18 protein-coding genes and 1 tRNA gene are annotated in these 23,617 nt (G+C 71.6%); 14 read left to right on the plus strand and 5 right to left on the minus strand.

Going from position 1 to position 23,617, the window contains the following annotated elements; translation table 11 throughout:
• Positions 1–2: 2 nt before the first annotated feature.
• Positions 3–845, plus strand: coding sequence for a hypothetical protein (locus ABIC29_RS01005; RefSeq protein WP_354241947.1), 843 nt, complete (start codon positions 3–5; stop codon positions 843–845).
• Here ABIC29_RS01005 and ABIC29_RS01010 read toward each other — a convergent pair.
• Both ABIC29_RS01010 and ABIC29_RS01015 read right to left on the minus strand, forming a co-directional pair.
• Complete coding sequence (locus tag ABIC29_RS01010) at positions 829–1,317, minus strand: YajQ family cyclic di-GMP-binding protein (protein WP_092964035.1); 489 nt, start codon at positions 1,315–1,317, stop codon at positions 829–831. The genes ABIC29_RS01005 and ABIC29_RS01010 overlap by 17 nt on opposite strands.
• A 174-nt stretch (positions 1,318–1,491) precedes the next feature.
• Positions 1,492–2,511, minus strand: coding sequence for a LacI family DNA-binding transcriptional regulator (locus ABIC29_RS01015; protein ID WP_116080456.1), 1,020 nt, complete (start codon positions 2,509–2,511; stop codon positions 1,492–1,494).
• Between the two features lie 161 nt (positions 2,512–2,672).
• Between ABIC29_RS01015 and ABIC29_RS01020 the strand changes: the two genes are divergently transcribed.
• The 5 genes from ABIC29_RS01020 (at position 2,673) to ABIC29_RS01040 (ending at position 6,581) form a co-directional block, all read left to right on the plus strand.
• Entirely contained in the window at positions 2,673–2,840 is a 168-nt protein-coding gene (locus ABIC29_RS01020; RefSeq protein WP_170298535.1) for a hypothetical protein, read from the plus strand.
• Between the two features lie 4 nt (positions 2,841–2,844).
• Entirely contained in the window at positions 2,845–3,567 is a 723-nt protein-coding gene (locus tag ABIC29_RS01025) for a PH domain-containing protein (protein WP_116080457.1), read from the plus strand.
• A 147-nt stretch (positions 3,568–3,714) separates the two neighbouring features.
• Positions 3,715–3,796, plus strand: a tRNA-Tyr gene (locus tag ABIC29_RS01030).
• Between the two features lie 133 nt (positions 3,797–3,929).
• The gene (locus tag ABIC29_RS01035) at positions 3,930–4,811 is read left to right on the plus strand and encodes an inositol monophosphatase family protein (RefSeq protein WP_116080458.1); all 882 of its coding nucleotides are present in this window, start codon (positions 3,930–3,932) and stop codon (positions 4,809–4,811) included.
• A gap of 261 nt (positions 4,812–5,072) precedes the next feature.
• On the plus strand, positions 5,073–6,581 hold the full coding sequence (locus ABIC29_RS01040) for a peptidoglycan DD-metalloendopeptidase family protein (protein ID WP_147309101.1): 1,509 nt from the start codon (positions 5,073–5,075) through the stop codon (positions 6,579–6,581).
• A gap of 262 nt (positions 6,582–6,843) precedes the next feature.
• On the opposite strand, the gene ABIC29_RS01045 is transcribed toward ABIC29_RS01040, so the two are convergent.
• The gene (locus ABIC29_RS01045) at positions 6,844–8,550 is read right to left on the minus strand and encodes a glycoside hydrolase family 13 protein (protein WP_116080460.1); all 1,707 of its coding nucleotides are present in this window, start codon (positions 8,548–8,550) and stop codon (positions 6,844–6,846) included.
• Between the two features lie 271 nt (positions 8,551–8,821).
• Here ABIC29_RS01045 and ABIC29_RS01050 point away from each other — a divergent pair, with 271 nt between their 5' ends.
• From ABIC29_RS01050 to ABIC29_RS01065, 4 genes are all read left to right on the plus strand, one after another.
• Positions 8,822–10,051 (plus strand): sugar ABC transporter substrate-binding protein, encoded by a 1,230-nt coding sequence (locus tag ABIC29_RS01050; protein ID WP_116080461.1) that lies wholly within the window; start codon positions 8,822–8,824, stop codon positions 10,049–10,051.
• Positions 10,052–10,195: 144 nt separating this feature from the next.
• Entirely contained in the window at positions 10,196–11,836 is a 1,641-nt protein-coding gene (locus tag ABIC29_RS01055; RefSeq protein ID WP_116080462.1) for an ABC transporter permease subunit, read from the plus strand.
• Positions 11,836–12,819, plus strand: coding sequence for a sugar ABC transporter permease (locus ABIC29_RS01060; protein WP_116080463.1), 984 nt, complete (start codon positions 11,836–11,838; stop codon positions 12,817–12,819). The genes ABIC29_RS01055 and ABIC29_RS01060 overlap by 1 nt, the downstream gene beginning before the upstream one ends.
• A 118-nt stretch (positions 12,820–12,937) precedes the next feature.
• Positions 12,938–14,851 carry a glycoside hydrolase family 13 protein gene (locus ABIC29_RS01065; RefSeq protein ID WP_354241954.1) on the plus strand — a complete coding sequence of 638 codons (1,914 nt, stop codon included), beginning with the start codon at positions 12,938–12,940 and terminating at the stop codon, positions 14,849–14,851.
• Positions 14,852–14,899: 48 nt separating this feature from the next.
• Here the strand turns inward: ABIC29_RS01065 and ABIC29_RS01070 are convergent, their stop codons facing one another.
• Positions 14,900–15,217, minus strand: coding sequence for a PAAR domain-containing protein (locus ABIC29_RS01070; RefSeq protein WP_116080465.1), 318 nt, complete (start codon positions 15,215–15,217; stop codon positions 14,900–14,902).
• Positions 15,217–16,491: a COG1470 family protein gene (locus tag ABIC29_RS01075; RefSeq protein WP_147309102.1), complete on the minus strand. Its 1,275-nt coding sequence runs from the start codon at positions 16,489–16,491 to the stop codon at positions 15,217–15,219. The genes ABIC29_RS01070 and ABIC29_RS01075 overlap by 1 nt, the downstream gene beginning before the upstream one ends.
• 176 nt (positions 16,492–16,667) lie before the next feature.
• On the opposite strand from ABIC29_RS01075, the gene ABIC29_RS01080 reads away from it, so the two are divergent.
• From ABIC29_RS01080 to ABIC29_RS01095, 4 genes are all read left to right on the plus strand, one after another.
• Positions 16,668–17,291, plus strand: a complete 624-nt coding sequence (locus ABIC29_RS01080; protein WP_116080467.1) for a helix-turn-helix transcriptional regulator — start codon at positions 16,668–16,670, stop codon at positions 17,289–17,291.
• Between the two features lie 181 nt (positions 17,292–17,472).
• Positions 17,473–20,778: a hypothetical protein gene (locus ABIC29_RS01085; RefSeq protein WP_147309103.1), complete on the plus strand. Its 3,306-nt coding sequence runs from the start codon at positions 17,473–17,475 to the stop codon at positions 20,776–20,778.
• Complete coding sequence (locus ABIC29_RS01090; protein WP_116080469.1) at positions 20,775–21,395, plus strand: Pvc16 family protein; 621 nt, start codon at positions 20,775–20,777, stop codon at positions 21,393–21,395. The genes ABIC29_RS01085 and ABIC29_RS01090 overlap by 4 nt, the downstream gene beginning before the upstream one ends.
• A 1-nt stretch (position 21,396) precedes the next feature.
• Positions 21,397–23,448 (plus strand): ATP-binding protein, encoded by a 2,052-nt coding sequence (locus ABIC29_RS01095; RefSeq protein WP_354241959.1) that lies wholly within the window; start codon positions 21,397–21,399, stop codon positions 23,446–23,448.
• Positions 23,449–23,617: the final 169 nt, after the last annotated feature.

A 23,617-nucleotide genomic window follows, 5' to 3' on the forward strand; every position in this document is an offset into this window, starting at 1 on the left:
TCGTGGAGCGCGTGCGTCGCGGCGTGTACGCGGCACCGCTGTCCGGCGATCCCGAGTTCGCGAAGGCGAGCGAGTCCGAGCAGCGTGCGCTCGAATACCGCCGGTTCGTCCTCGCCGCCGCGCAGACACTGCGGGCGCCGATCTTCACGTCGTACTCGGCGATCGCAGTGCACGGACTCCCGATCGTGGGGTCGTGGCCGATGCTGATCACGGTGCTGGCCGCCGATCACCAAGGGTATCGACGTCGCGGCGTCGACTCGATCGCGCGGACCTCGGGCTACCGTCCGGCGATCGAGGTCATCGAGGGGGCCGCGGTCACCTCCGTCGAGCATTCGCTGATCCAGCTGTGTCGCGCCGCGCCGTTGGGTGCGGCGCTGACCGCGGTCGATGCGGCGCTTCGCACCACCCGCAGTCGAACCCATCCGCCTCGAACGACCTTGGAGCGGCTGAACGCCGAGCGGCAGCGCATGGGACGCTTCATCGGGAGTCGAAGGGTGGCTGCGGTGCTCGGGCGCGCGTCCACCGGAGCCGACACCCCGCTCGAGACATGCAGTCGACTCGTGATCGAGGAGTGGGGCTTTCCTGCGCCGACGCTGCAGCATCGACTCTGGTTGCCGGAGCTCGGGCGGAGTGCCCACCTCGACTTCTCCTGGGAGGCGTATGCCGTCGGCGCCGAAGCCGACGGCAACGGCAAGTACTTGGGCAACGGCGGCGCCGAGGCATCCGCCCTCGCCGTCATCGGCGAGAAGGACCGCGAGAATGCGGTCCGGAGACAGCTCAAGGGGTTTCGTGAGATGTGTGCGACGGCGGGTATCCGCCGCGCGCCGATCAGCGGAAGTTCGTGAACTGCAGCGCGACCTCGAGGTCCTTGCCCTTGAGGAGGGCCATGGTCGCCTGCAGGTCGTCGCGGCTCTTGGACGAGACGCGCAGCTCGTCGCCCTGGATCTGGCTCTTGACCGACTTCGGGGCCTCGTCGCGGATGATCTTCGAGATCTTCTTCGCGTTCTCGCTGTCGATGCCGTTCTTCAGCGAGATCTCGATGCGGAACTCCTTGCCGGAGGGGTAGGGCTCGCCCGTGTCGAGCGAGCGCAGCGTGATGCCGCGCTTGATGAACTTCGACTCGACGACCTCGAGCACGGCCTTGACGCGCTCGTCGGTCTGGGCCTTCAGCAGGATCTTCTCGCCCGACCACTCGACCGAGGCGCCGACGTTCTTGAAGTCGTAGCGCTGCTCGACCTCTTTGCGCGCCTGGTTGACGGCGTTCTCGGCCTCCATGTGGTCGACCTTGGAGACGATGTCAAACGTGGAATCAGCCATGCGGGCCAGTCTACCGAGGGCCTCGCCCATGCGAACAGCGGATGCCGCGTGCAGGCGCCCGGGCGTCTGATCCTGCCGGTCGGGGTCGCTCCCCGTCATGGCGCGGCCGGTCGCCGTGCGCGGGCGGGCGCCGTGCGCGGTCGGCGCGGTCGGCGCGGTCGGCGCGGGCGACCGTCAGGCCGACGGCGGGGTGGCCGTCGACGAGCGCACGCGCAGCTCGAACGGGAGGGGCGTCGAGGCGGGCGCCGCGGCATCCGACCCGGGTTCGAGCTGTTCCATGAGGATCTCGACCGCCTTCTCGCCCTGGAACCGCGGGAACTGCGCGACCGTCGAGAGCCCGAAGAAGTCGGCGAGGTCGTGGTCGTCGATGCCGATGATCGACACATCGCGGGGCACGACGAGGCCGAGCTCGCGTGCGGCGAGGATCGATCCGATCGCCATCTCGTCTGATGCCGCGAAGATCGCCGTCGGCCGGTCGTGCGGCACGCCCAGCAGCTGCTTGGCCGCGTGGAAGCCGCCGCGGATGGTGAAGTCGGCCGGGGCGAACAGGCGGCCGTCGACCTCGATGCCGGCGTCGCGCAGGGCGTTCTCGTAGCCGTGACGGCGGTTCGTGGGCAGGTGGAAGTCGAGGTCGTTCTCGAGGTCGCCGCCGATGTGCGCGATGCGGCGGTGGCCGAGCGCGAGCAGGTGCTCGGTGGCGAGCCTGGCGACGGCGACGTCGTCGATGGTGAGGGTGCGGACGCCGGTGATCGGACCGCCGACGCCGACGAGCGGCTTGCCGAGGTCGTGGAGGCGAGCGACCTCGGGCTCGGTGAGCTCCAGCGAGACGGCGATCACGGCGTCGACGCGCTGGCGGAGCAGGAAGTGCTCGAACACGCTCGAGCGCTCGCCGCCGTCGCCCGAGAGGTTGTACAGCGTGAGGTCGTATCCGCGGCGGAGGAGCGCGCCCTGAGCGCCCTCGAGCACCGAGGAGAAGAACCAGCGATTGAGGAACGGGATCACGACGCCGATGTTGCGCGTGCGCCCCGAGGCGAGGCTGGAGGCGTTCGAGGAGACGACGTAGCCGAGCTGCGCGGCGGCGTCGAGCACCTTCGACTTGGATGCGGCGGAGACGTGCCCGCGCCCGCTCAGCGCCCTCGAGACGGTCGCCGTGGACACGCCGGCGAGCCGTGCGACCTCTTCGATGCCGGCCATCGCGCCTCCATCCGGGTCTGGCGGAACCTCGACATCCTATCGTCGCAGCCCTGCGTGGCGCGTTGTCCGACCCGCCCTCGTAAGGTAGACAGGCACGGTCGGGCCCACGTTCGGGGGAGGGGCGGTGTCCGCCAGCCACCGAACCGAAGGGAATCACGCACGTGAAGTGGGTCAAACGAATCGTCCTCACGCTCGTCGTGGTGTTCGCCGCGTTCTACGTGATCACGCGCCCCGAAGAGGCCGCGAACATCGTGCAGGGCGCGTTCGGCGCCGTGTTCAGCGCGACCGAGGCGATCGGCCAGTTCTTCAGCACGCTCGCCTCCTCCTGAGCCCATGGGCTTCCTCGGAGACCCGCGCGTCGAGCGGCACCTGATCGCCGACGAGGGCGAGTTCGTCGTCGACGAGGTGCGCAAGCACTGGGCCGCGGTCGTGGGTGCGATCCTCGAGGCGGCAGCGGCCGTGCCGGTCCTGCTGCTGATCCTCTGGCTGCCGTCGGAGGCGTACTGGGTGCCGCTGCTGCTCGCGCTCGGCCTCGTGCTGCATGCGTCGTGGCGCATCATGGGCGCCCGCATGGACCGCTTCGTGATCACGAACATGCGCGTGTTCCGCGTGCACGGCATCCTCACCCAGAACATCGCGACCATGCCGCTCGCGCGAATCCTCGACATCTCGGTGCACCGGCCGCTCATCGGCCGCATCCTCGGGTACGGGCACTTCGTGTTCGAGTCCGCGGCGCAGGAGCAGGGACTGCGCGACATCCGCTTCGTGCCGAAGCCGAACGAGCGCGGGCTCACGATCCAGCGGGTCATCCAGCGCGCGGGCCTTCGCGGCTCGGCGCAGGCGTGGCGCGCGGCCGACGAGCGCCGTGAGCGGGATGCGGCGGCTGCCGCTGCGGCCGCCTCGGGTGCCGCTCCGCAGCCGACCACGACCGCCGCGCTGCCGACCGTCGGGCTGCCGACCGGCGCGCCGGCGTACTCCGCGTCGAGCGATACCGCGGAGTTCCCGTCCGAGGATCACAACACGACGGCCGAGATGCCGTGGTGGCGCTCGCAGTAGGCGGCCGACGGCCCGCGTGAATCCGGGCGTCACGCGGTGCGAACGGATGCCGCGGCATCCGCTTTCGGCCTCGATTTCACGACACGCCACCTCATGGGTATCCTTGACAGGCCCCCGGTTGTGTGCAGAACGCGGTCGGGTGCGACTGGCGAGTTACCCAAGCGGCCAAAGGGATCTGACTGTAAATCAGCTGTCATCGACTTCGGGGGTTCGAATCCCTCACTCGCCACCGAAAGCCCCGGTCAGACGCCTCGCGAACTGAGTCGGGGCTTCGTCGTTGTCGGGCGGGGCGGTTCGCGGGCTCCGAACCCGCGCTCCGGGGAGCGGGGAGCGGGGAGCGGGCGGCCGCGTAGTTTGGGGTCATGACGTCGACCCCGGTTTCCGCAGACCTGCTCGCCCTCGCTCACGGGATCGCGGTGCGCGCCGCGGAGTTCGCGCTCGAGGCGCGGGGACGCGGCGTGAGCGTGGCGGCGACCAAGTCCACGCCGACCGACGTGGTGACCGCGGTCGACCGCGACACCGAGGCACTCATCCGCTCGCTGATCCTCGACGCACGCCCCCACGACGGCATCGTCGGCGAGGAGGACGCCGCGCACATCGGCACGAGCGGCCTCGACTGGATCGTCGACCCCATCGACGGCACCGTGAACTTCCTCTACGGCATCCCCGCGTGGGCGGTCAGCATCGGCGTCGCCGAGCGCGGAGGGGCGGATGCCGCGACCGGCCCCGGCGGCATCGAGGGCGCGACCCTGGCCGGCGTGGTGCTCAGCCCGGTGAGCGGCGAGCTGTTCGAGGCGAGCCTCGGCGGAGGAGCGTGGTTCGGCGGCGGCGCGGGTGGCGGCGCGGCCGGCGGCCCGGGCCCGGCCGGAGGCCGGCTCACCGTGAACGAGGAGGTGCCGCTGCACCAGGCGCTCGTCGCGACCGGATTCGGCTACGCGCAGGACCTGCGCCGCCGACAGGCCGAGGTGCTGCTCGAGGTGCTGCCCGGGGTGCGCGACATCCGCCGCGGCGGGTCGGCTGCGCTCGACCTCGCGGCACTCGCCGCCGGTCGCGTCGACGCCTACTACGAGCGCGGGCTGAACGCGTGGGACCATGCCGCGGGTGCCCTCATCGCCCGAGAGGCGGGCGCCGTGGTCACCGGACCCCGCGGCGGTCGCGAGAACTCCGAACTGCTCGTCGCGGCGGCCCCGGGGCTCCACGAGGAGCTCGTCGCGCTGCTGCGCCGAGCGGGCCTCGACGCCTGAGTCTCGAACCGCCGCCCCGCCAGTTCCGGTGCTCCGGGATTCGCAGGTGTTTCGCAGGATGCGGCGGCATCGTCGCCCCCTCGCGGCGCACTGACGCGGTCGCTGCGGATTACGTCGCGGAACGGCTCCCGCGCGACGGATCAGCCCCGGATCCGATGGCGCGCGGGGACGGGTTCGGGGTAGCCTTTACCGATCTGTAATCTCGGCACGGAGTCGGGATGCCACCTCCGCCCCCTGTTCCCCTGTCGAAGGTTCCCCCACGTGCTCGAGTCCCCCCTCGTGCCTGACGACTCAACGCCCGGCACCATGGATCCGCTGCGGTCCGCGCGCCCCCTGACGCGTCGGGAACTCCGCGAACGCGAGGCCGCCCAGGCCGTCCACGAGGTCCAGGCGGGACAGGCGGCCACCGCGACTCCGGCGGCGCCGGTTGCCCAGGCGGCATCGACTCCGACGCAGGCGCCGGTTTCGGCGGCTCCTCCTGCTCCGGTACGTCCGGCGTTCGACGACCTGTTCGGCGGCCGCCCCGCGGCAGCGCGGACGCAGCCCGCGCAGCCCGCCCGACCCGCACAGCCCGAGTCCGCCGCGCGGTTCACCGGCGCATCCCCCACCGGGGCCCCGCAGACCGAGCGGGCGCGTTCCGAGGGCCCCACTGCCGGAACCGAACGTCCCGCGTCGTCGGCCGGCGTCGAATCCTCCCGTCGAGCGCGCCGCGCCTTCGATCCCGCCCAGCAGGCGCCCGCCGTCCCGCCCATCCCCACGGCCTCGCCGCTCGCGATCCCCGCGGCGACCGAGATCACCGGACTCGACATCTTCGGCCTGCAGATCGAGGCCGAGTCGCCCGCGGCCGAGGCTGCGGCGACCGCCGCCGTGCCGGCCGCCGAACGACGTCAGCGCCACCCGGCCAGCCGGCAGGCAGAGGCATCGGCCCACTCCCCGCGCCGGGCGGCGAGCGCTGCCGGTGCGGGCACCGCGCCGCATCAGGGCCGTCGACGCAGCACGTCCGACGCAGGCGCCCGCGTCGACCAGGCAGCTCCGACCCGCTCGATCAGCGCCAAGCCGTCCCGTCGTCGCGCTCGCGGCCTCGCCAGCATCGTCGCCATGAGCTTCGTGGCGATGCTCGCCGTGGCCACGACGATCCCCGCGTTGTCGTTGCTCTCCGAGGACGACGTGCAGGCGCTGGCGCTCTCGCAGTACGGCACGGACTCCATCGACGGCCAGCGCATGCTCATCAACGGCGACGTCGTGGCCCAGTCCGTCGATCGCGAGGGCTACGCGTCGCAGACGATCGAGGAGTACGCCGAGGCCGCCGGCATCCGACCCGAGGCGACCTTCACCAACAACCCGAGCGGCACCATCCAGTGGCCGTTCGCGGTCGGCGTGCACATCGGCGACCGATTCGGCTACCGCGACTGCGCCGGCTGCTCCGAAGACCACCACGGCCAGGACTTCAACCCCGGCTACGGCGCGGAGATCCAGGCGATCGCCGACGGCGTCGTGTCCGAGTCGACCGATGAAGGCGGATCCCTCGGCGTCGTCACGATGATCGACCACCAGATCGACGGCCAGACCATCACGAGCGTGTACGCGCACATGCAGTACGACTCCCGGCGCTTCGAGGTCGGCGACACGGTGCATGTCGGCGACGTGCTCGGCAACACCGGCACGACGGGCATGTCCACCGGCCCGCACCTGCACTTCGAGATCCGCATCGGCGGCATCAAGGGCGAGTGGGTCGACCCGCTCGACTGGCTCTACGCCAACACGAACTGACGCGGCTCGGGGCTCCGGTTCGTCCGTGCCCTGATCGGTCGAGCGGATGCCGCGGCGACCCGGTCGGGCGCACGCGCACCGCTGTGCCCCTTGCGCCGTGCCACGACCTGTTGCGTGTCCACGACGTCTGCAGAGGCGTGCAATGGATCGTGGCGCGGCGAAACGTCGTGGCGCGCGAAGGCGCGGCGAGGGTGCGTGGCACACGAACGGGCCGGCCTCCGCGAGTGCGGAGGCCGGCCCGTTCGTTCGTCGGGTTCGTCGCTCAGGCGGCGATCCAGGCGGTCGTGTCGCCGGGCAGCGCACCGGCGTCGAGCGGTCCGCTCGCGAGCAGCAGCTCGCCGGCGGGCAGTGCCACGGCATCCGAGCCGGTGTTCGCCACGACGAGCACGTCGCCGTTGCGGAAGGCCAGCACGGACGGGTCGTCGACGCCGTCGAGCTCGGTCCATTCGAGGCGTCCGGCGCCGAGGGCGTGCTCGCGCCGCAGGCGGAGGGCCGCGCGGTAGAGCTCGAGCGTGGAGTCCGGGTCGCCGCGCTGCGCGTCGCGGGCGAGCGTGCCCCACAGCTCGGGCTGCGGCAGCCACGGCGTGCCGGTCTCGCCGAAGCCGTAGTTCGCGGCATCCGCATTCCAGGGCAGCGGCACGCGGCATCCGTCGCGCCCGTAGCGCTCGCGGTCCGTGCGGAACCAGGTGGGGTCCTGGCGCGCCTCGTCCGGCAGGTCGATGACCTCGGGAAGGCCGAGCTCCTCGCCCTGGTAGAGGTACGACGAACCGGGCAGCGCGAGCATGAACGCGGTGGCGGCGCGGGCGCGGCGCACACCGGCCGCGTACTCGGGAAGGCCCTTCGAGCGCGCGCCGAGGCCGTGACCCTGCGGGTTCGCCTCGGTCAGCGCGAGGCGGGTCGCGTGCCGCACGACGTCGTGGTTCGAGAGCACCCACGTCGAGGGAGCACCGACCGCGCCGAACGCCTCGAGCGAGGCGTCGACGACCGTGCGCAGGGCCGCGGCGTTCCACGGGGTCTCGAGGTACGCGAAGTTGAACGCCTGGTGCATCTCGTCGGGACGCACCCACTTGGCCACGCGGGGGAGCGGGTCGACCCAGGCCTCGGCGGCGAGGATGCGCTCACCCGCGTACTCGTCGAGCAGCGTCCGCCAGTCGCGGTAGATCTCGTGCACGCCGTCCTGGCCCCAGTACGGCGCGCCGTCGCCCTCGTCGCTGATCTCGGGTTCGAGTGCGACGCCGGCGGCGTCCCCGGCGTCCCCGGCGACGCCGCCCGCTCCGCCCATGCTGCCGCCCTCGGCGGGCGGGGTGTAGTCGGGCAGGCCGTCGGCCTTGATCATGCCGTGCGCCACGTCGACGCGGAAGCCGTCGACGCCGCGGTCGAGCCAGAAGCGGAGGATGCGGCGGAACTCCTCGCGCACCTCCTCGTTCGTCCAGTCGAAGTCGGGCTGCGAGCTGTCGAAGAGGTGCAGGTACCACTGCCCGGGCGTGCCGTCGGCCTCGGCGATGCGCGTCCACGCGGGGCCGCCGAACACGGACTCCCAGTTGTTGGGCGGCTCGTCGCCGGCGGGGCCGCGCCCGTCGCGGAAGAGGTAGCGGGCGCGCTCGGCGCTGCCTGGGGCCGCCGCGAGGGCGGCCTGGAACCACTCGTGCTCGTCGGACGAGTGGTTCGGCACGAGGTCGACGATGACCCGGATGCCTCGGGCATGCGCCTCGGCGAGCATCGCGTCGAAGTCGGCGAGCGTGCCGAACAGCGGGTCGACGTCGCAGTAGTCGGCGACGTCGTACCCGGCGTCGCGTTGGGGCGACGTGTAGAACGGCGACAGCCAGATGGCATCGATGCCGAGTTCCTGGAGGTCGGCGAGGTGCGCGGTGATGCCCGCGAGGTCGCCCATGCCGTCGCCGTTCGCGTCGGCGAAGGAGCGTGGATAGATCTGGTAGATCGTGGCGGTCCGCCACCACTCGGAAGTCATGGCGCCACTGTACGACATGCGTCAAGCATATGGAAACGCTTGCATAACCTGTTGGAAACGTCGATGGTCACAAACCCGTATCGATAGAGCGCTCCCGGTTTGGCGATTGACATGAGGGAAGGTATACCTGTAATCGCTTGCATTTCCTGCGGGCATTTCACACGGAAGAACGGCCTTTCGGTCACGGTGCACGTCCTCTCCCCAGAACTGGGCACAGGAACCGGCGCCCGGCGAAGGCGCCGGTCTCACGCACACTGAGAAGGGCACACCAATGAGGGTGAACACGAAGAGCCTCCTCGCCGCAGGCGCTGTCGCGGTCGTCGCGACGCTCGGCCTCGCGAGCTGCGCCGGCGCCGACAGCGGCTCCGAGAGCGAAGCCTCGGCCAGCGGCACGCTGACCGTCTGGGTCGACGCCGAGCGCGTCGACGCACTGAAGGGCGCTGCCGACGCATACACCGAGAAGACCGGCGTGAAGGTCGACCTCGTCGGCAAGGACAACGCCGACATCAAGGACGACTTCATCCAGCAGGTGCCGACCGGCAAGGGCCCCGACATCACGATGGGCGCGCACGACTGGCTCGGCGAGCTCTCGACGAACGGCGTCGTCGCCCCGCTCGAACTCGGCGACTCCGCCGCCGCGTACCTCCCCGTCGCGATCGACGCCTCGACCTACGACGGCACCGTCTACATGCTCCCGTACGCGGTCGAGAACATCGCCGTGCTCCGCAACGCCGACCTCGTGCCCGAGGCCGCCACGAGCTTCGACGACATGATCGCGAAGGGCAAGGCCGCCGGCCTCGCGCAGCCGTTCGTCGTCGAGCAGGGCGCCGAGGGCAACCCGTACCACCTGTACCCGTTCCAGACCGCGTTCGGCGCTCCGGTGTTCGGCAGCGACGAGAACGGCTACAACGCCGAAGACCTGCAGCTCGGCAACGCCGGCGGCGAGGCGTTCGCCACCTGGCTCGGCTCGCAGGGCAAGAACGGCACCGGCGTCTTCAACACCGACATCGACGGCGACATCGCCAAGCAGGCCTTCATCGACGGAACGGCCGCCTTCTGGCTGACCGGCCCGTGGAACGTCGGCGCAGCCGTCGACGCCGGCATCAACGTCGCGGTCGACCCGACCCCGAGCCCGACCGCAGACCCGGCACAGCCGTTCGCCGGCGTCAAGGGCTTCTTCATCTCCGCGGAGTCGAAGAACAAGGTCGCCGCGAACGACTTCCTGGTCAACTACCTCGGCAGCGAGGACACGCAGCTCGAGCTGTTCAAGGCCGGCAACGTCCTGCCCGCGAACGCCGCGGCCGCCGAGACCGCCTCGAGCGACCCGATCATCGAGGGCTTCGCCGCCGCAGGCGCCGACGCCGTGCCGATGCCCGCGATCCCGGCCATGGGCCAGGTGTGGCAGTACTGGGGCATCGCCGAGGCCGACATCATCAACGGTGCCGACCCCGTGGCGACGTGGCAGAAGCTCGCCGCCGACGTGCAGGCGGCGATCGGCTGATAGCCGGTTCACCGCTGTCGGTCGAGTAGCGACGGAGGAGCGTATCGAGACCCGCGTCACGCGTGGTCTCGATACGCATCCTCCTTCGTCGGCTGCTCCTCGACCGGCGGCTCCCACCCGCGTACGACAGGAAGACCAGGCAGCATGAGCACCACGACCGAAGCGGCGGCCACGGCCGGCGATCCCACCACGGGCGGCCCGGGCGGCAAGCCACCCACCCGCCGACAGCGACAGGCCGCAGGCATCGCCGACGCGGCATCCGTCGGCATCAAGGTGCTGCTCGTGAAGCTGCTCGGGCTCGGCATCGTCGATGCGCTCGCGATCTTCGGCGTCATCATCCTCGTCGGGGCGGGCCAGTGGCTCGTCGCGGCGATCGTCGCGGCCGTGGCGATCCTCGTCAACTGGATCTACTTCTCGCGTCGCAAGCTGCCGGCGAAGTACCTCACGCCGGGCGTCATCTTCCTCGTGATCTTCCAGGTGTTCGTGCTCGTCTACACGGGCTACATCGCCTTCACGAACTACGGCACCGGCCACAACGGCACGAAGGAGCAGGCGGTCTCGTCGCTCATGGCCTCGTCGCTCGAACGCGTCGAGGACTCGCCGACCTACCCCGTGACCGTGGTCGACCAGGGCGGCGAGCTCGGCCTGCTCGTCACCGACCCCGACGGCGAGGCGCTCGTCGGCACCGCCGAGCAGCCGCTCGAGTCCGTGAACGCCGTGTTCGACGGGTCCAAGGCGGTCGCCGCCGACGGCTGGACCACCCTCAGCTTCGCCGAGGTGCTCGCGCGCACCGACGAGATCACCGCACTCGCGGTGCCCTTCTCCGACGACCCGAACGACGGCGCCGTGAGCACGCCGGACGGATCCAGCGCGTACCTCTACGTCTCGACCCTCGAGTACGACGAGGCCGCCGGAACGATGACCGACCTCGAGTCGGGAACGGTGTACTCCGACATCGGCACGGGCGCCTTCACCTCGGAGGACGGCGAGGAGCTGCTGCCCGGCTGGCAGATCGTCATCGGCTTCGACAACTTCGTGCGCGCGGTCACCGACGCGCGCCTCGCCGGCCCTCTCGTCTACGTCACGCTCTGGACCTTCGCCTTCGCCCTCATCTCGGTGGCATCGACGTTCTTCCTCGGACTGTTCCTCGCGATCGTCTTCAACGACCTGCGCATGCGCGGGCGCATGGTCTACCGCGTGCTGATGATCCTCCCGTACGCGATCCCCTCGTTCCTGTCGGCGCTGATCTGGGCCGGCATGATGAACGAGAGCTTCGGCTTCATCAACCAGGTGCTCTTCGGCGGGGCATCCATCCCATGGCTCACCGACCCGTGGCTCGCCAAGGTCTCGGTGCTCATCGTGAACCTCTGGCTCGGATTCCCGTACATGTTCCTGGTGTGCATGGGCGCCCTGCAATCCATCCCCGACGACATCCTCGAGGCCGCGAAGGTCGATGGCGCCAGGCCATGGGCGATCTTCCGCCTGATCAAGCTGCCGCTGCTGCTCGTGAGCGTCGCGCCGCTGCTCATCGCGTCGTTCGCGTTCAACTTCAACAACTTCAACACCATCTACATGCTCACCGACGGCGGTCCGCGCGACTCGAACGCGCCCATCCCCGTCGGCTTCACGGACCTCCTGATCACGATGGTCTACAAGGTCGCGTTCACCGGGCAGACCCGCGACTACGGCCTTGCGAGCGCCTACTCGATCCTCATCTTCCTCATCGTCGCCGTGATCTCGATCATCGCGTTCCGCCGAACCAAGTCCCTCGAGGAGCTGAACTGATGGCCCGCAAGCCCGTTCCCGGAACCCAGGCCGGCCTCGTCGTGGGCGAGCTCGAGGAGTTCGACGACTCGACCCGGGCGCACAGCACGCTCGCCGCCGGCCCGGTGCGCGACCTGCCCAAGCGCCCGTTCAACTTCAGGAGGTGGCTCGCGGCCACCGGTTGGCGCCACGTCGTCGGCATCGTCATGGTCGCGTTCTCGCTGTTCCCGATCGTGTTCGTGATCTCCTCGTCGCTGAACCCCAATGGCACGCTGACCGGCTCGAACGCCCTGTTCTCCAAGATCGGGTTCGACAGCTACGTTCGGATCCTCACCGACCCGCAGGTTCCGTTCACCACCTGGTTCGCGAACACCCTCGTGATCTCCGGCATCACCGCGCTGCTCACGGTGTTCCTGGGTGCGCTCGCCGCGTACTCGTTCTCGCGCATGCGCTTCACGGGCCGCCGGTTCGGCCTCATCGGCATCGTCGTCGTGCAGATGTTCCCGCAGCTGCTCGCGGTCGTCGCGATCTTCCTGCTGATGAGCGCGATCGGCGACCTCTTCCCGGCGATCGGCCTGAACACGCACATCGGCCTGATCATGGTCTACCTCGGCGGCGCGCTGGGCGTGAACACGTTCCTCATGTACGGGTTCTTCAATACGATCCCGGTCTCCATCGACGAGGCGGCGAAGATCGACGGTGCGGGCCATGCACGCATCTTCTTCACGATCGTGCTGCGGCTCGTCGCGCCGATCCTCGCGGTCGTCGCGCTGCTCTCGTTCATCGCGTCCGTGAACGAGTTCGTCGTGGCCTCCGTGCTGCTCATCGACACCGACAAGCAGACCCTCGCGGTCGGCCTCACGAAGCTCGTCTCCAACCCGCGCTATGCGGACTGGAGCGCCTTCTCGGCCGGAGCGGTCATCGCCGCCCTGCCGGTCGTCGCGCTGTTCCTCTTCCTGCAGAAGTACATCGTGGGCGGCCTCACGGCGGGCGCGGTCAAGTAGGGCGGATGCCGCTGGGCGGCGTCATGCGGCCGGGCGGCCTCGATACGACGCCGGGGCGCCGACGACCGGCGTGGCGCGAGTTCATGCCGATGTCACACCGACATGGAAAGGTGAGCGCATGTCCGTTCAGCCGAGTCCGCTGGTTCCGCATCACGACGGATCGCCCCTGCACGTCTCGAATGCCGCGCCGGTGCTCGGCGAGACGGTGCTCGTGCGGCTGCGCGTGCCCGAGGGGGCGCTCGCCGCCGACGGGACGACCATCGGCCCGCTCGCGTGGGTGGGCACCCGGTCGAACCCGAACCGCGAGCCGCGCTTCGCCGAGGCATCCGTCGTCGCGACCGTCGACGGATGGGCCTGGTGGCAGGCCGAGGTCGAGGTCGAGAATCCGGTGCACGGCTACCGGTGGCTGCTCGTCGGCGCCGACGGCCGCCAGCACTGGCTGAACCAGGTCGGGCCGAGCGGCACCGAGACGCGCGACCGCGACGACTTCCGGCTCGTCGCGCACGAGCCGGCGCCCGGGTGGGCGGCGTCGAGCATCATGTACCAGGTCTTCCCCGATCGGTTCGCGCGATCCGCCGCCGCCGACGATCGCCCGGCGCCCGACTGGGCGTTCCCGGCCGAGTGGGGCGACCCCCAGCGCCTCGACCCGCCGTACCGCTCCGGGCAGTTCTACGGCGGCGACCTCGACGGCGTGCGCGAGAAGCTCGACCACCTCGTGTCGCTCGGCGTCGACCTGCTCTACCTGACGCCGGTCTTCCCGGCCCGGTCGAATCACCGCTACGACGCCTCCACCTTCGACCGGGTCGACGACCTGCTCGGCGGCGACGAGGCGCTCGTGCGGCTCGTCGAGGCGGCGCACGCCCGCGGCATCCGGGTGATCGGCGACCTGACGTCGAACCACTCGGGCGATGCGCACGAGTGGTTCCGGGCGGCGCAGGCCGACCCCGCGGCATCCGAGCGCGAGTTCTACTTCTTCCGCGACGAGGCCGACGGCGGCGGCTACGAGTCGTGGCTCGGCGTGCCGAGCCTGCCGAAGTTCGACTGGAGTTCGGCCGAGCTGCGGCGCCGGTTCATCGAGGGGTCCGACTCGGTCGTGGCCCGCTACCTGCAGGCCCCGTTCGGCCTCGACGGCTGGCGCATCGACGTGGCGAACATGACCGGGCGTCTCGGCGCGGCCGACCTGAACGCCGAGGTGCGGCAGACCATCCGCCGCACGATGCTCGACGTGAATCCCGACACGATCCTGCTCGGCGAGTCGACGAACGACGCCGCGAGCGACTTCCAGGGCGACGCATGGCATGGCGCGATGACGTACACGCCGTTCACGCGCCCGTTGTGGAGCTGGCTGCTCGAGCCCGGCAGCCCGGGCGGCGGCGGGATCGGCTTCGCGCTCGGCCGGGTGCCGACGTTCACGGGCGGCGAGTTCCTCGCGACCCACCTGAGGTTCGCCGCCGAGTTCCCGTGGCGCACGCGCGCGGCGACCATGAACGCGCTCGACACGCACGACACCCCGCGCTTCGCGACGCACGCGCGCCCGGGCACGGTGCCCGTCGCGCTCGGCCTCGCGGCGACGCTGCCCGGCATCCCCGTGGTGTGGGCCGGCGACGAGTTCGGCCTCACGGGCGAAGACGGCGAGGCGTCGCGCACGCCGATGCCGTGGGGGAGCGAGACCTCGCCCGAGGCGGCGCCCGTGCTCGCGACCTACCGCGCCCTGCTCCGGCTGCGACGCGAGCACCCCGTGCTTGCGGGCGGCGGCATCCGCTGGCTCGCGGTCGGCGACGACGCCGTGGCGTTCGTGCGCGAATCCACGGAGGCCTCGGTGCTGGTGTTCGCGGCGCGTGCGGCCGCCGTGCTCGAGTTCGACGCTGCCGCGCTGGGCGGCCTGGGCGCGGTCGCGGGCGTCGAGCACGCAGCGACGGCACTGTACGGCGACGGCCGGCTCGTGGCATCCGACGACCTCGTGCAGCTCGTGAGCGACGCGGCCTCCTTCACCGCGTGGCTGCTGCCGGGGGTGGCGTCGCCGGAGTGGTGACGAGGCGATACCGGGCCCGGCGCGGCGCACGGCGCGGCGACGCGGTGCTCACCCGCCGATGATCACCGTCGGCGCGCCCGGCCCCGGCACGATGGGCTGGCCGTGCATGCTGAGGTCGCCGACACGCGCCGCCGGGAACCCGCCGATGAGCACGGTCACGCTGCCTTGGGCGATGCCGTTCGGCGCAGGCGAGACGCAGACGATGCCGCCGGGCACGGCGTTCGCGACGGCGGCGGGCATGTTCGCGATGAGCACCGTCATCACCGCGGCGGCCGGGGTGATCGGTCCGCCGACGTGCGGCTTCGGTCCGTCGAACAGGGCGCACAACGCCGTGTCGCCGGCGCGGAGCGCAGGCCCGGTCGGCATCAGCCGGTCTTCGTGACGACGGCGGCGGTGATCAGCACGGTCGCACCGCACTCGGTGCGCGCCGGGCCGGTCAGGGGCGGGGCGATCCTCGCGCAGTCGAGCGTGGCGAAGAGCTCGTCCTCGGCCGCCAGTTGCAGCGGGGTGACGAAGTGGAAGTCGATGTCGCGGAAGTTCTCGAGCCCGGTCGTGAAGATCGGCGCCACCACGTCGCGATTCTCGATCGTCAGCGTGCCGAAGTCGCCGCGGGGATTGCTGATCACCACGTCGGTGATGCGCAGCACCGAGTTGGCCGGCACGATCCACCGGTCGCTCTCGTCGGGGGCGCCGCCCGGCGCGTCCGCCATCTCGAAGCGGATGTCGACGTCGGTCGTCGTCGACGTGGCGACGGGCACGACCGGCTCGGGCGTCTCGCCGACGGCCTCGAGCGCGTCGTTCGCCTTCTGCGCGGCGGAGTCGGCCTGCTGCGCCGCGGAGTCGGCCTTGTCGTTCGCCTGCGCCAGCGGTTCCTCGACCGCGTCGCGCGCGGCGGACTCGATCGTCGGCTTCAGCACGAAGAACCACAGCGCGAGCAGGAGCAGGAGGAGCGCGAGCAGGGCGAGGAGCAGCTTCCACAGCCACTTCGGGAACACGCGCTCCTGCACGTAGCTGCCCGGCAGCACGAAGGGCTCATCGGCGCCCTCCGGCGCGACGATCACGCTGAACTGGTGCGTGACGGGGTCGCCGCGCCAGACCCGCTTGACGGGTCGGAGGTCGATGTCGACGAACTCGGTGTGTCCGGGATCGACCGAGACGTCGGGTGTCGGCGTCGAGAGGCCCAGCCGGTCGTCGCTCTGGCCGGCGATCGACGCGACCAGCGGCATGTTGCCACGGTTGTCGATCGCGACCCGCACCCGCTTGCGCCCGCGACCGTGCGCGATGCGGGGGAGCAGCTCGGCCTCGGTCTCGGCGAACGGGGTGACGGTGAGCATGGCCTCGGCGACGACCTGGACGTCCGGTTGCTCGACCGCGCGGGCGCGGATGCCGAGCGCGACCTGCCCCACGAGCGAGTCGGGCGACCGGGGCGCGAGCACCGTGACCGTCGCCGTCTCGGTCTGGCCGGGGTAGATCGTGAGCGTCGCCGGCTCGATGCGCGTCCACGCCGCGGCCCCGCCGAGCGCGGCCAGCTCGAAGGACTCGACGAGGAGCGTGTCGTTGAGCACGCTGACGGTGAGGGTCGCCGCCATGCCCGGATCGATGGACAGGGCGGCCGGGGCGATGGTCGCACTGGTTGCCATGGCGTCACCGTATTGGCGCGGTGCCGGCGCGATGCAGGCTTCGCGGTCAGCCGGTCGCGCATCCGACGTTGCCCGTTGAGCGGATGTTGAGTGCGCGAAGAGGACGACGCGGCATCCTGTTCGTATTCCCCCTGCACGAGTGCACTGCTGCACGCCATTCCGATCCAGGGGGAGTCATGACCAGAACGACCGTGCGGGTCTACGCACGAGATCCGATCTCCGAAGCGGGCGTCACGAGCGCGCTCCGGCCGAGGCCAGAGGTGCGTGTCGTCGGACCCGACGACCCGGAGGCGCCGGAGGTCGTGCTCGTCGTCGTCGACGAGTTCGACGACGAGACGATGAACAGCCTGCGGTTCCTGCGCCGAAACGGCGAGGCCCGCGTGATCCTCGTCGCCGCGCAGCTCGACGACCGGGTGCTCGTCGACGCCGTCGAGTGCGGCGTCGTCGGCCTGCTGCGCCGTTCGGAGGCGACGACCGACCGCCTGCTCACGGCGATCACGGCGGCGGCCGCCGGCGAGGGCACGGTTCCGCCCGACCTGCTCGGCCGCCTGCTCGACCAGGTCGGCCGGTTGCAGCGCACGGTGCTCGACCCGCGCGGCATCACGTTCAGCGGTCTCGCCTCGCGCGAGGTCGAGGTGCTGAAGCTCGTCGCCGAGGGGTGGGACACCGCGCAGATCGCGAAGGAGCTCTGCTACTCCGAGCGCACCGTGAAGAACGTGCTGCACGACGTGACCACTCGCCTGCAGCTGCGCAACCGGTCGCACGCCGTCGCCTACGCGGTGCGCGAGGGTCTCATCTGAGCGGATGCCGCGGGCGGGCGCCCGGGCCGCCGCCGGCGCGTGAGCCGGGGCGGGGCCCGGGTGCCGGATCGGGTGCTCGGGCCGGTGCCCGTCGGGGCATCCGCGCATGCGCGGAAGGGTGCCCCGCGTCTGATGCCGCGCAGCGCCGCTGCCTCGAATGTTGGAAGGTCGGAGGAGGACCGTGACGAGCCGGAGCCGGATCGCCTGGGCGAGTGTCGCCATGACGCTCGCCGTGCTGCTCAGCGCGTCGATGCTCGGGCCGATCTCCGTCGCGGCCGCGGCCGACGAGCCGGCCTACTCGGTCGACGTGGTGACCGCGCCGAAGTCGGCGGCGGGCGGCAGCCGGGTGACGGCGACGGTGTCCGTGACGACGAATCGACCAGACGCGTACCCCGACCTCGACCTGCTCAGCGTCGGGGTCGACTGGAATCCGGCCGCGGGGCTGTCGCTGCGGACCACGGGCGACGATGCGCCCGTCGGGTGCTCCGGGTTCCGCACGGCCGACGGGTCGTACTCGGCCGCACCCGTGCGGGGGGGTGCCTGCGACGTCGCGCCCTCGCCGACCGTCGGCGGCATCGTGTCGTTCACCTACGTCTTCGCGCTGAGCGGGGTGCCGCCGTCGCTGCCCGTCGTGCAGGCGGCCACCGTTCGCGGGTGGGAGGACACCGGCGACGGCTACGCCAGCTTCGACCTCGTGGCCGAGGACGTCGTCGGCGACCAGGACTACTTCGAGATGGCCCCGGTGTTCTCCGCCGCGGTCTCGGTCGACCGGAAGGTGTCGACGACGGGGATCGGCGAACGGGTCACGGCGACCTTCACCGTGGTGCACGCTCCGAACGCGTCCCCGACCATGGACGGGTCGCAGGTGCTGTTCGCGATCAACTGGCCGACGTTCTTCACCCCGGTCGGCGGCACGACGCCGGCCGACGCCTGCGACGACGGCCTCACCAACGGGTTGTGCGCGATCACCGAGCCGACGAACGCGCGCAAGACGAGCGTGTTCACGATGCAGTTCGACGTCCCGCCGGGCAACGGCGGGCAGGGAGCCGTCTCGATCATCGGGCAGGGCGGTTGGTACGTTCCGCCCGGTCCGATCATCTCGATCGCCCCGTTGCAGCAGGATGCCTCGACCCGGCTGGCGGCCGATGGCGAGCGCGGTGCCGGCGCGGGCGGCGGCTCGGGTGGTGCCCGCGCGGGCGGCGGCGGCTCGGGCGGCCCCGGCGGTGTGCGCGGCGCGGCCGTCGTCACCGCGGCCGACGTACGCCCGGCGATCGTGAAGGCGGCCCCCACCCCTCGGCCTCCGGGGGCGCTCGACATCCCCGGCACGTGGACCGGGGTCGACGCGGCATCCGTCATCGCCCTGTACCGGCCGTTCCCGATGGAGATCGAACTGCGGCCGCAGCTCTCGACGCTCGGCGAGGAGGGCATCGAGGGCGTCGTGCGGGTGCGGCACGACGAGGCCGCCGCGGTGACGCTATTCGGACTCGAGCTCGACGTCGACCTGTCTCCCGACGCCGCGCTCGTACCGGTCGGCGATCCGGTCGGGTGCGCGACGTACGTCGCCGGCATCTGCACGATCGTGGGGCTCGACGCGCCCGGCTCCGAGGTCGAGATCACGATGGCGTTCGCGCCGCCCGACGAGGTCGGGGTCGGGTTCCTCGCTGCGGATCAGGTCGCGGGGCGATTCGAGTTCGACGGCGGCGTCGTCGCGGCGCCGGACCCCTGGCTCGAGTCCGCCGACGACTCGCAGATCACCGATGCCGAGCTCGTGGCGCTCGACGTCGTGCTCAGCGAGGACTACGTCTGGGAGGGCGGACCCATGCTGTCGGCGCTGGTCACCCCGACGCGGGCGGCTCGGGAGGTCGAGGAGGACAGCTCCTCGTACGAGCTCTGGGGCACGCTCTTCGTCAGGATGGCGATCACCTGGCCCGACTACCTCACGCCGATGAGCACGCCGACCGGATGCACGCCGCAGGTGACGGGAATGGTGTGCGAGGTCGTACTGGAGGAGCCGGGTGCGGGCCCGACCGTCGCCCTGGCCTTCTCGATCGGACCGGGCGTGGTCGACGGACTGGTGGCCGCCGAGGGCGTCTTCCTGCAGAACACCTTCGGCGATGAGAGCACCGACCTGCCCGTGGAGTGGATCGTGCCCGACGACGAGCCGCTCGGCCCCGTCGAGCCGTTCATCCCGCTCGACGTCGAGGTCGAGCGCGATCTCGTCTGGGAGGGCGGCGACGACGTCGGCGCGACGATCACGGCGACGCGCAACGCGTTCGTCACGGGCTCGCTGCGCGACCCCCTCGGGTCGCTCGTCGTCGAGGTGGCGATCACGTGGCCGGCCTTCCTGCATCCGACCGCCCCGCCCACGGGCTGCGAGTCGTGGGACGGCACGATCTGCACGATCACCCTCTCGAAACCGGGCGCCGTGGCCGAGATCGGGCTGGAGTTCTCGGTCGGTGGTGCGCCACCCGGCAGTGTGCTGACGGGCGACGTGCGCGCCGAGGCGACCCGGCTCTTCGAGCTCAACGCCGACGGCCCGCAGGAGCTGCCGACCGAATGGGTGACGCCCGATGCGGACCCGGTCACCCGCGTCCGCGCGACCGTCACGCTCGACCTCGCGCTCGACCGCGATCCCGGCTACACTGGCGGCAAGCAGCTCGTCGTCACGACGACCATCACCCGGGAGAGCCCGGGCGCCACCCTCCCCGGTCTCGAGGTCGGCCTCGACTTCGATTGGGCGGGGTACCTCACGAAGACGGCCGACACGGGGTGCGCGAGCTTCTCCGCCACGACGTGCGTCGTGACGGGACTCGACGAGCCAGGGGCATCCGCCGTGGTCACGCTGACGTTCGCGATGCCGTTGCCGACCCTGCCGCCGACGCCCGAGGTGCCCCCGCGCACGGACGACCTCGCCGTCGACGGCGTGAGCCTCTCGTTCGTGCCCCCCCCGCCACCGGCGCCCGAACCGCCACCGGAACCCGAGCCGTGGCCGCCCGACGGCTGCTTCATCAACGACGAGGGCGAATGCGTGTGCACCGACGAGTTCGTCGTGTGCCCCACGCCGCCGCCGGTGCTGCCGGAAGAACCCGCCCCTGCGCCCGAGCCGCTCGACGGCACCCTGCCGCCCTCGTGGATCGGCCAGGACCGCGAGCCGTTCACCGTGCTGCAGCCGAACCTCCTCATCGCGCAGCCCGTGGCGGCGCCGGGCGACGTGGTCGCCGCGTACGGCAAGTACCTGCCGCCGGACGCGGACATCACGCTGCGGTGGGAGGGGCTCGCGACGATGTCGGCCCTGCGGTGGCCGAACCCGGACGATCCGGCCGCGGGCCGGTGGTCGCTCGTGATCCTGCGCTGGCAGTTCGCGGGTGCGCGCACGCTCATCATGCACAGCGAAGACGGCCAGTTCGCCGACATCCCGTCGAGCAACCGACTGCTCGTGGTGCCCCGTTCGGCGATGGGCCCCGACCTCGTGGGGAGAGGCGGATGATCGGCGAGATCGACGAAGCGCTGCGATCGCTCGTGAAGGCGTCGGACGGCATCGCCGCCGATATCGACATCGCGCTCGACGCCCCCACCAAGGACTGGGCGGCGAGGCGCAACGCGCCGACCGTCGACCTGTTCCTCTACGACATCCGCGAGGACGTGCGGCGTCGCGAGTTCGGCTTCATCGAGTCACGCGACGAGCAGGGCATCGTCGTCTCGAGGGCTCCGGCCCCGCGCTACTTCAAGTTGTCGTACCTCGTCACCGCGTGGACGCAGCGGCCCGACGACGAGCACCGCCTGCTCGACGCGCTCCTGCGCTGCTTCCTGCGCTTCGACGCGATCCCCGACGGGTTCGTCGTCGACACGCTCGCGGAGACCGGCCTGCCCTGCTCGATCACGATCGCGCAGCCGCCGCCGGAGGACCGCGCGTTCGCCGACGTCTGGTCGTCGCTCGGCGGCGAGCTGAAGCCGTCGCTCGACGTCGTCGTGACCGCGCCGCTCAGCAGGGCGATCGCCTACCACGTCGGCCCGCCCGTCACGGCCGGCGTCGGCGCCAGTTTCGAGGCCATGGGATTCGGGAGTGAAGATGCCAGGTTCGAGCCGGCCTCCGACGAGGACTGACATGGCGCAGGACCCGGGCCTCGCGCACCTGCTCGGGCGCCTCGGCGCGATCGAGGACCGCATCCGCCGCCTCGTGGCCGCACGGCGGGCGGTCGACCCGCAGCCCGACGACCCGTTCCGCGGCCTGTACCTCAGCGACGAGCTCATCGACCGGATGCTCGAGGGTGCCCCTGGCGTGCCCGACTGGTCGGATGCCTCGGCCCGCCTCGCGGCGTGCGAGCAGGCCGCCGACATGGCCGAGGCCGCCGGGCACCCGGTGCGGCTGCGGCGACTCGCCGACGAGTTCGGGCTCGCCCCGATCGACGTCGACCTGCTCGTGATCGCGCTCGCCGCCGACCTGGACCCCCGGTTCGAGCGGTTCTTCGGCTACCTCAACGACGACGTCGGGCGTCGGCGCCCCTCGGTCACGGTCGCGCTCGAGCTCTGCGGGGTGCCGCTCACGAACGCCGCCGACCGCGCGCGCCTGCTCACGGGGCCGCTCGTCACGGGCGGACTCGTGATCGTCGAGGACGAGGATCGGCCGCTCCCCGGCCGCGCGGTGCGGGTTCCCGATCGGGTCGTCGGCCACCTGCTCGGCGACGACACCCCCGATCGGTCGCTCGACGGCGTGCTCGTGGACGCCGAGGAGATCGAGTGGGGCGACGACCGCCGCCTGCGGAATGCGCTGGCGGGCGGCATCCGCCTGATGTACCTGCGCGAGACCGCGACCGGCTCGGGCGAGGCGATCGCGCGACGCGCCCTGCGCGCGAGCGGACTCGGCACGGTGCAGGTCGACCTGCCGCGACTCGGTCGCGAGGCGGATGCCGTCGGCCTGGCGCGGCTCGCGGTGCGCGAGGCCCGGCTCACGGGGCGCGGCATCGTCGTCTCGCCCGTGACGCTCGAGACCGAGCCGGCGCTCATCGAGGTGCTCGCGGACTCGGCGCGCCCGACCGTGCTCGTGGGCGAGCCGACGTGGGATCCGGGGTGGTTCCGCGAACTGCCCGCGATGGACGACGTGGGGGCCTCGACGACCGAGGAGCGCACGGCGCTCTGGACCAGGGCGCTCGGCCCGGCCGGCGAGGGGCTCGACGTCGCCGCCGCGACCGCGCAGTTCCGGTTGCGCCCCGAGCAGGTGCTGCGCGCCTCGGCCACCGCTCGCACCCAGGCCTCGCTGTCGGTCACGGGGGAGGTGACGTCGGCGGATCTCGCCACGGGCGCCAGGGCCGAGAACGCGTCGGCTCTCGACCGGCTCGCCCGCAGGGTGACGCCGCGGGTCGGCTGGGTCGACCTCGTGCTGCCGCCGATCACGCTTGATGCGCTGCAGGAGATCGAGGTGCGGGCCCGGCATCGGGAGCAGGTGCTCGGCGACTGGGGCATGCGGCCGGGGGGCGGGCGCGGGCACGGCGTGGTCGGGCTGTTCGCGGGCGACTCCGGCACGGGCAAGACGATGTCGGCCGAGGTCGTCGCCGGCGAGCTCGGGCTCGACCTCTACGTCATCGACCTGTCGTCGGTGGTCGACAAGTACATCGGCGAGACCGAGAAGAACCTCGAGCGCATCTTCGTCGCGGCCGCCGGCACGAACGCGGTGCTGCTCTTCGACGAGGCCGATGCGGTGTTCGGCAAGCGCAGCGACGTGAAGGACTCGCACGACCGTTACGCGAACGTCGAGAGCGCCTACCTGCTGCAGCGCATGGAGACCTTCGACGGCCTCGCGATCCTCGCGACGAACCTGCGCGCGAACATCGACGAGGCGTTCACCCGTCGGCTCGACGTGATCGTCGACTTCCCGATGCCGGATGCCGCGCACCGCACCCGCCTCTGGGATCGCAGCCTCGGGTCGAGGCTGCGGCGCGGCGACGACCTCGACCTCGTGTTCCTCGGCGACGCGTTCGAGCTCGCGGGCGGCGGCATCCGGTCGGCCGCGGTCACCGCGGCCTACCTCGCGGCCGCCGACGACGGCATCGTGCGCATGCGGCATCTCGTGATCGCCGTGCACCGTGAGTACCGCAAGCTCGGCCGGCTCGTGGTCGAGCGCGAGTTCGGCCCGTACTGGCCGGTCGTCGCGGGGCGGTGACGTGATGCCGGATGCCGGTGACGGGCGCGACGGGCGCAGTGGGCGTCGCGGGCGCGACGGGCGCGGCGCCCAGGACGCGCGATCGAGACGCAGGGGATGCCCGATCGGGCAGATTCCGTGCCGGGCGGCCCGCACGGCGGTGGAATGGAATCGGGCGACCATGGAGGTG

This window comes from Agromyces sp. PvR057, assembly GCF_040547485.1.
GTDB lineage: Bacteria > Actinomycetota > Actinomycetes > Actinomycetales > Microbacteriaceae > Agromyces.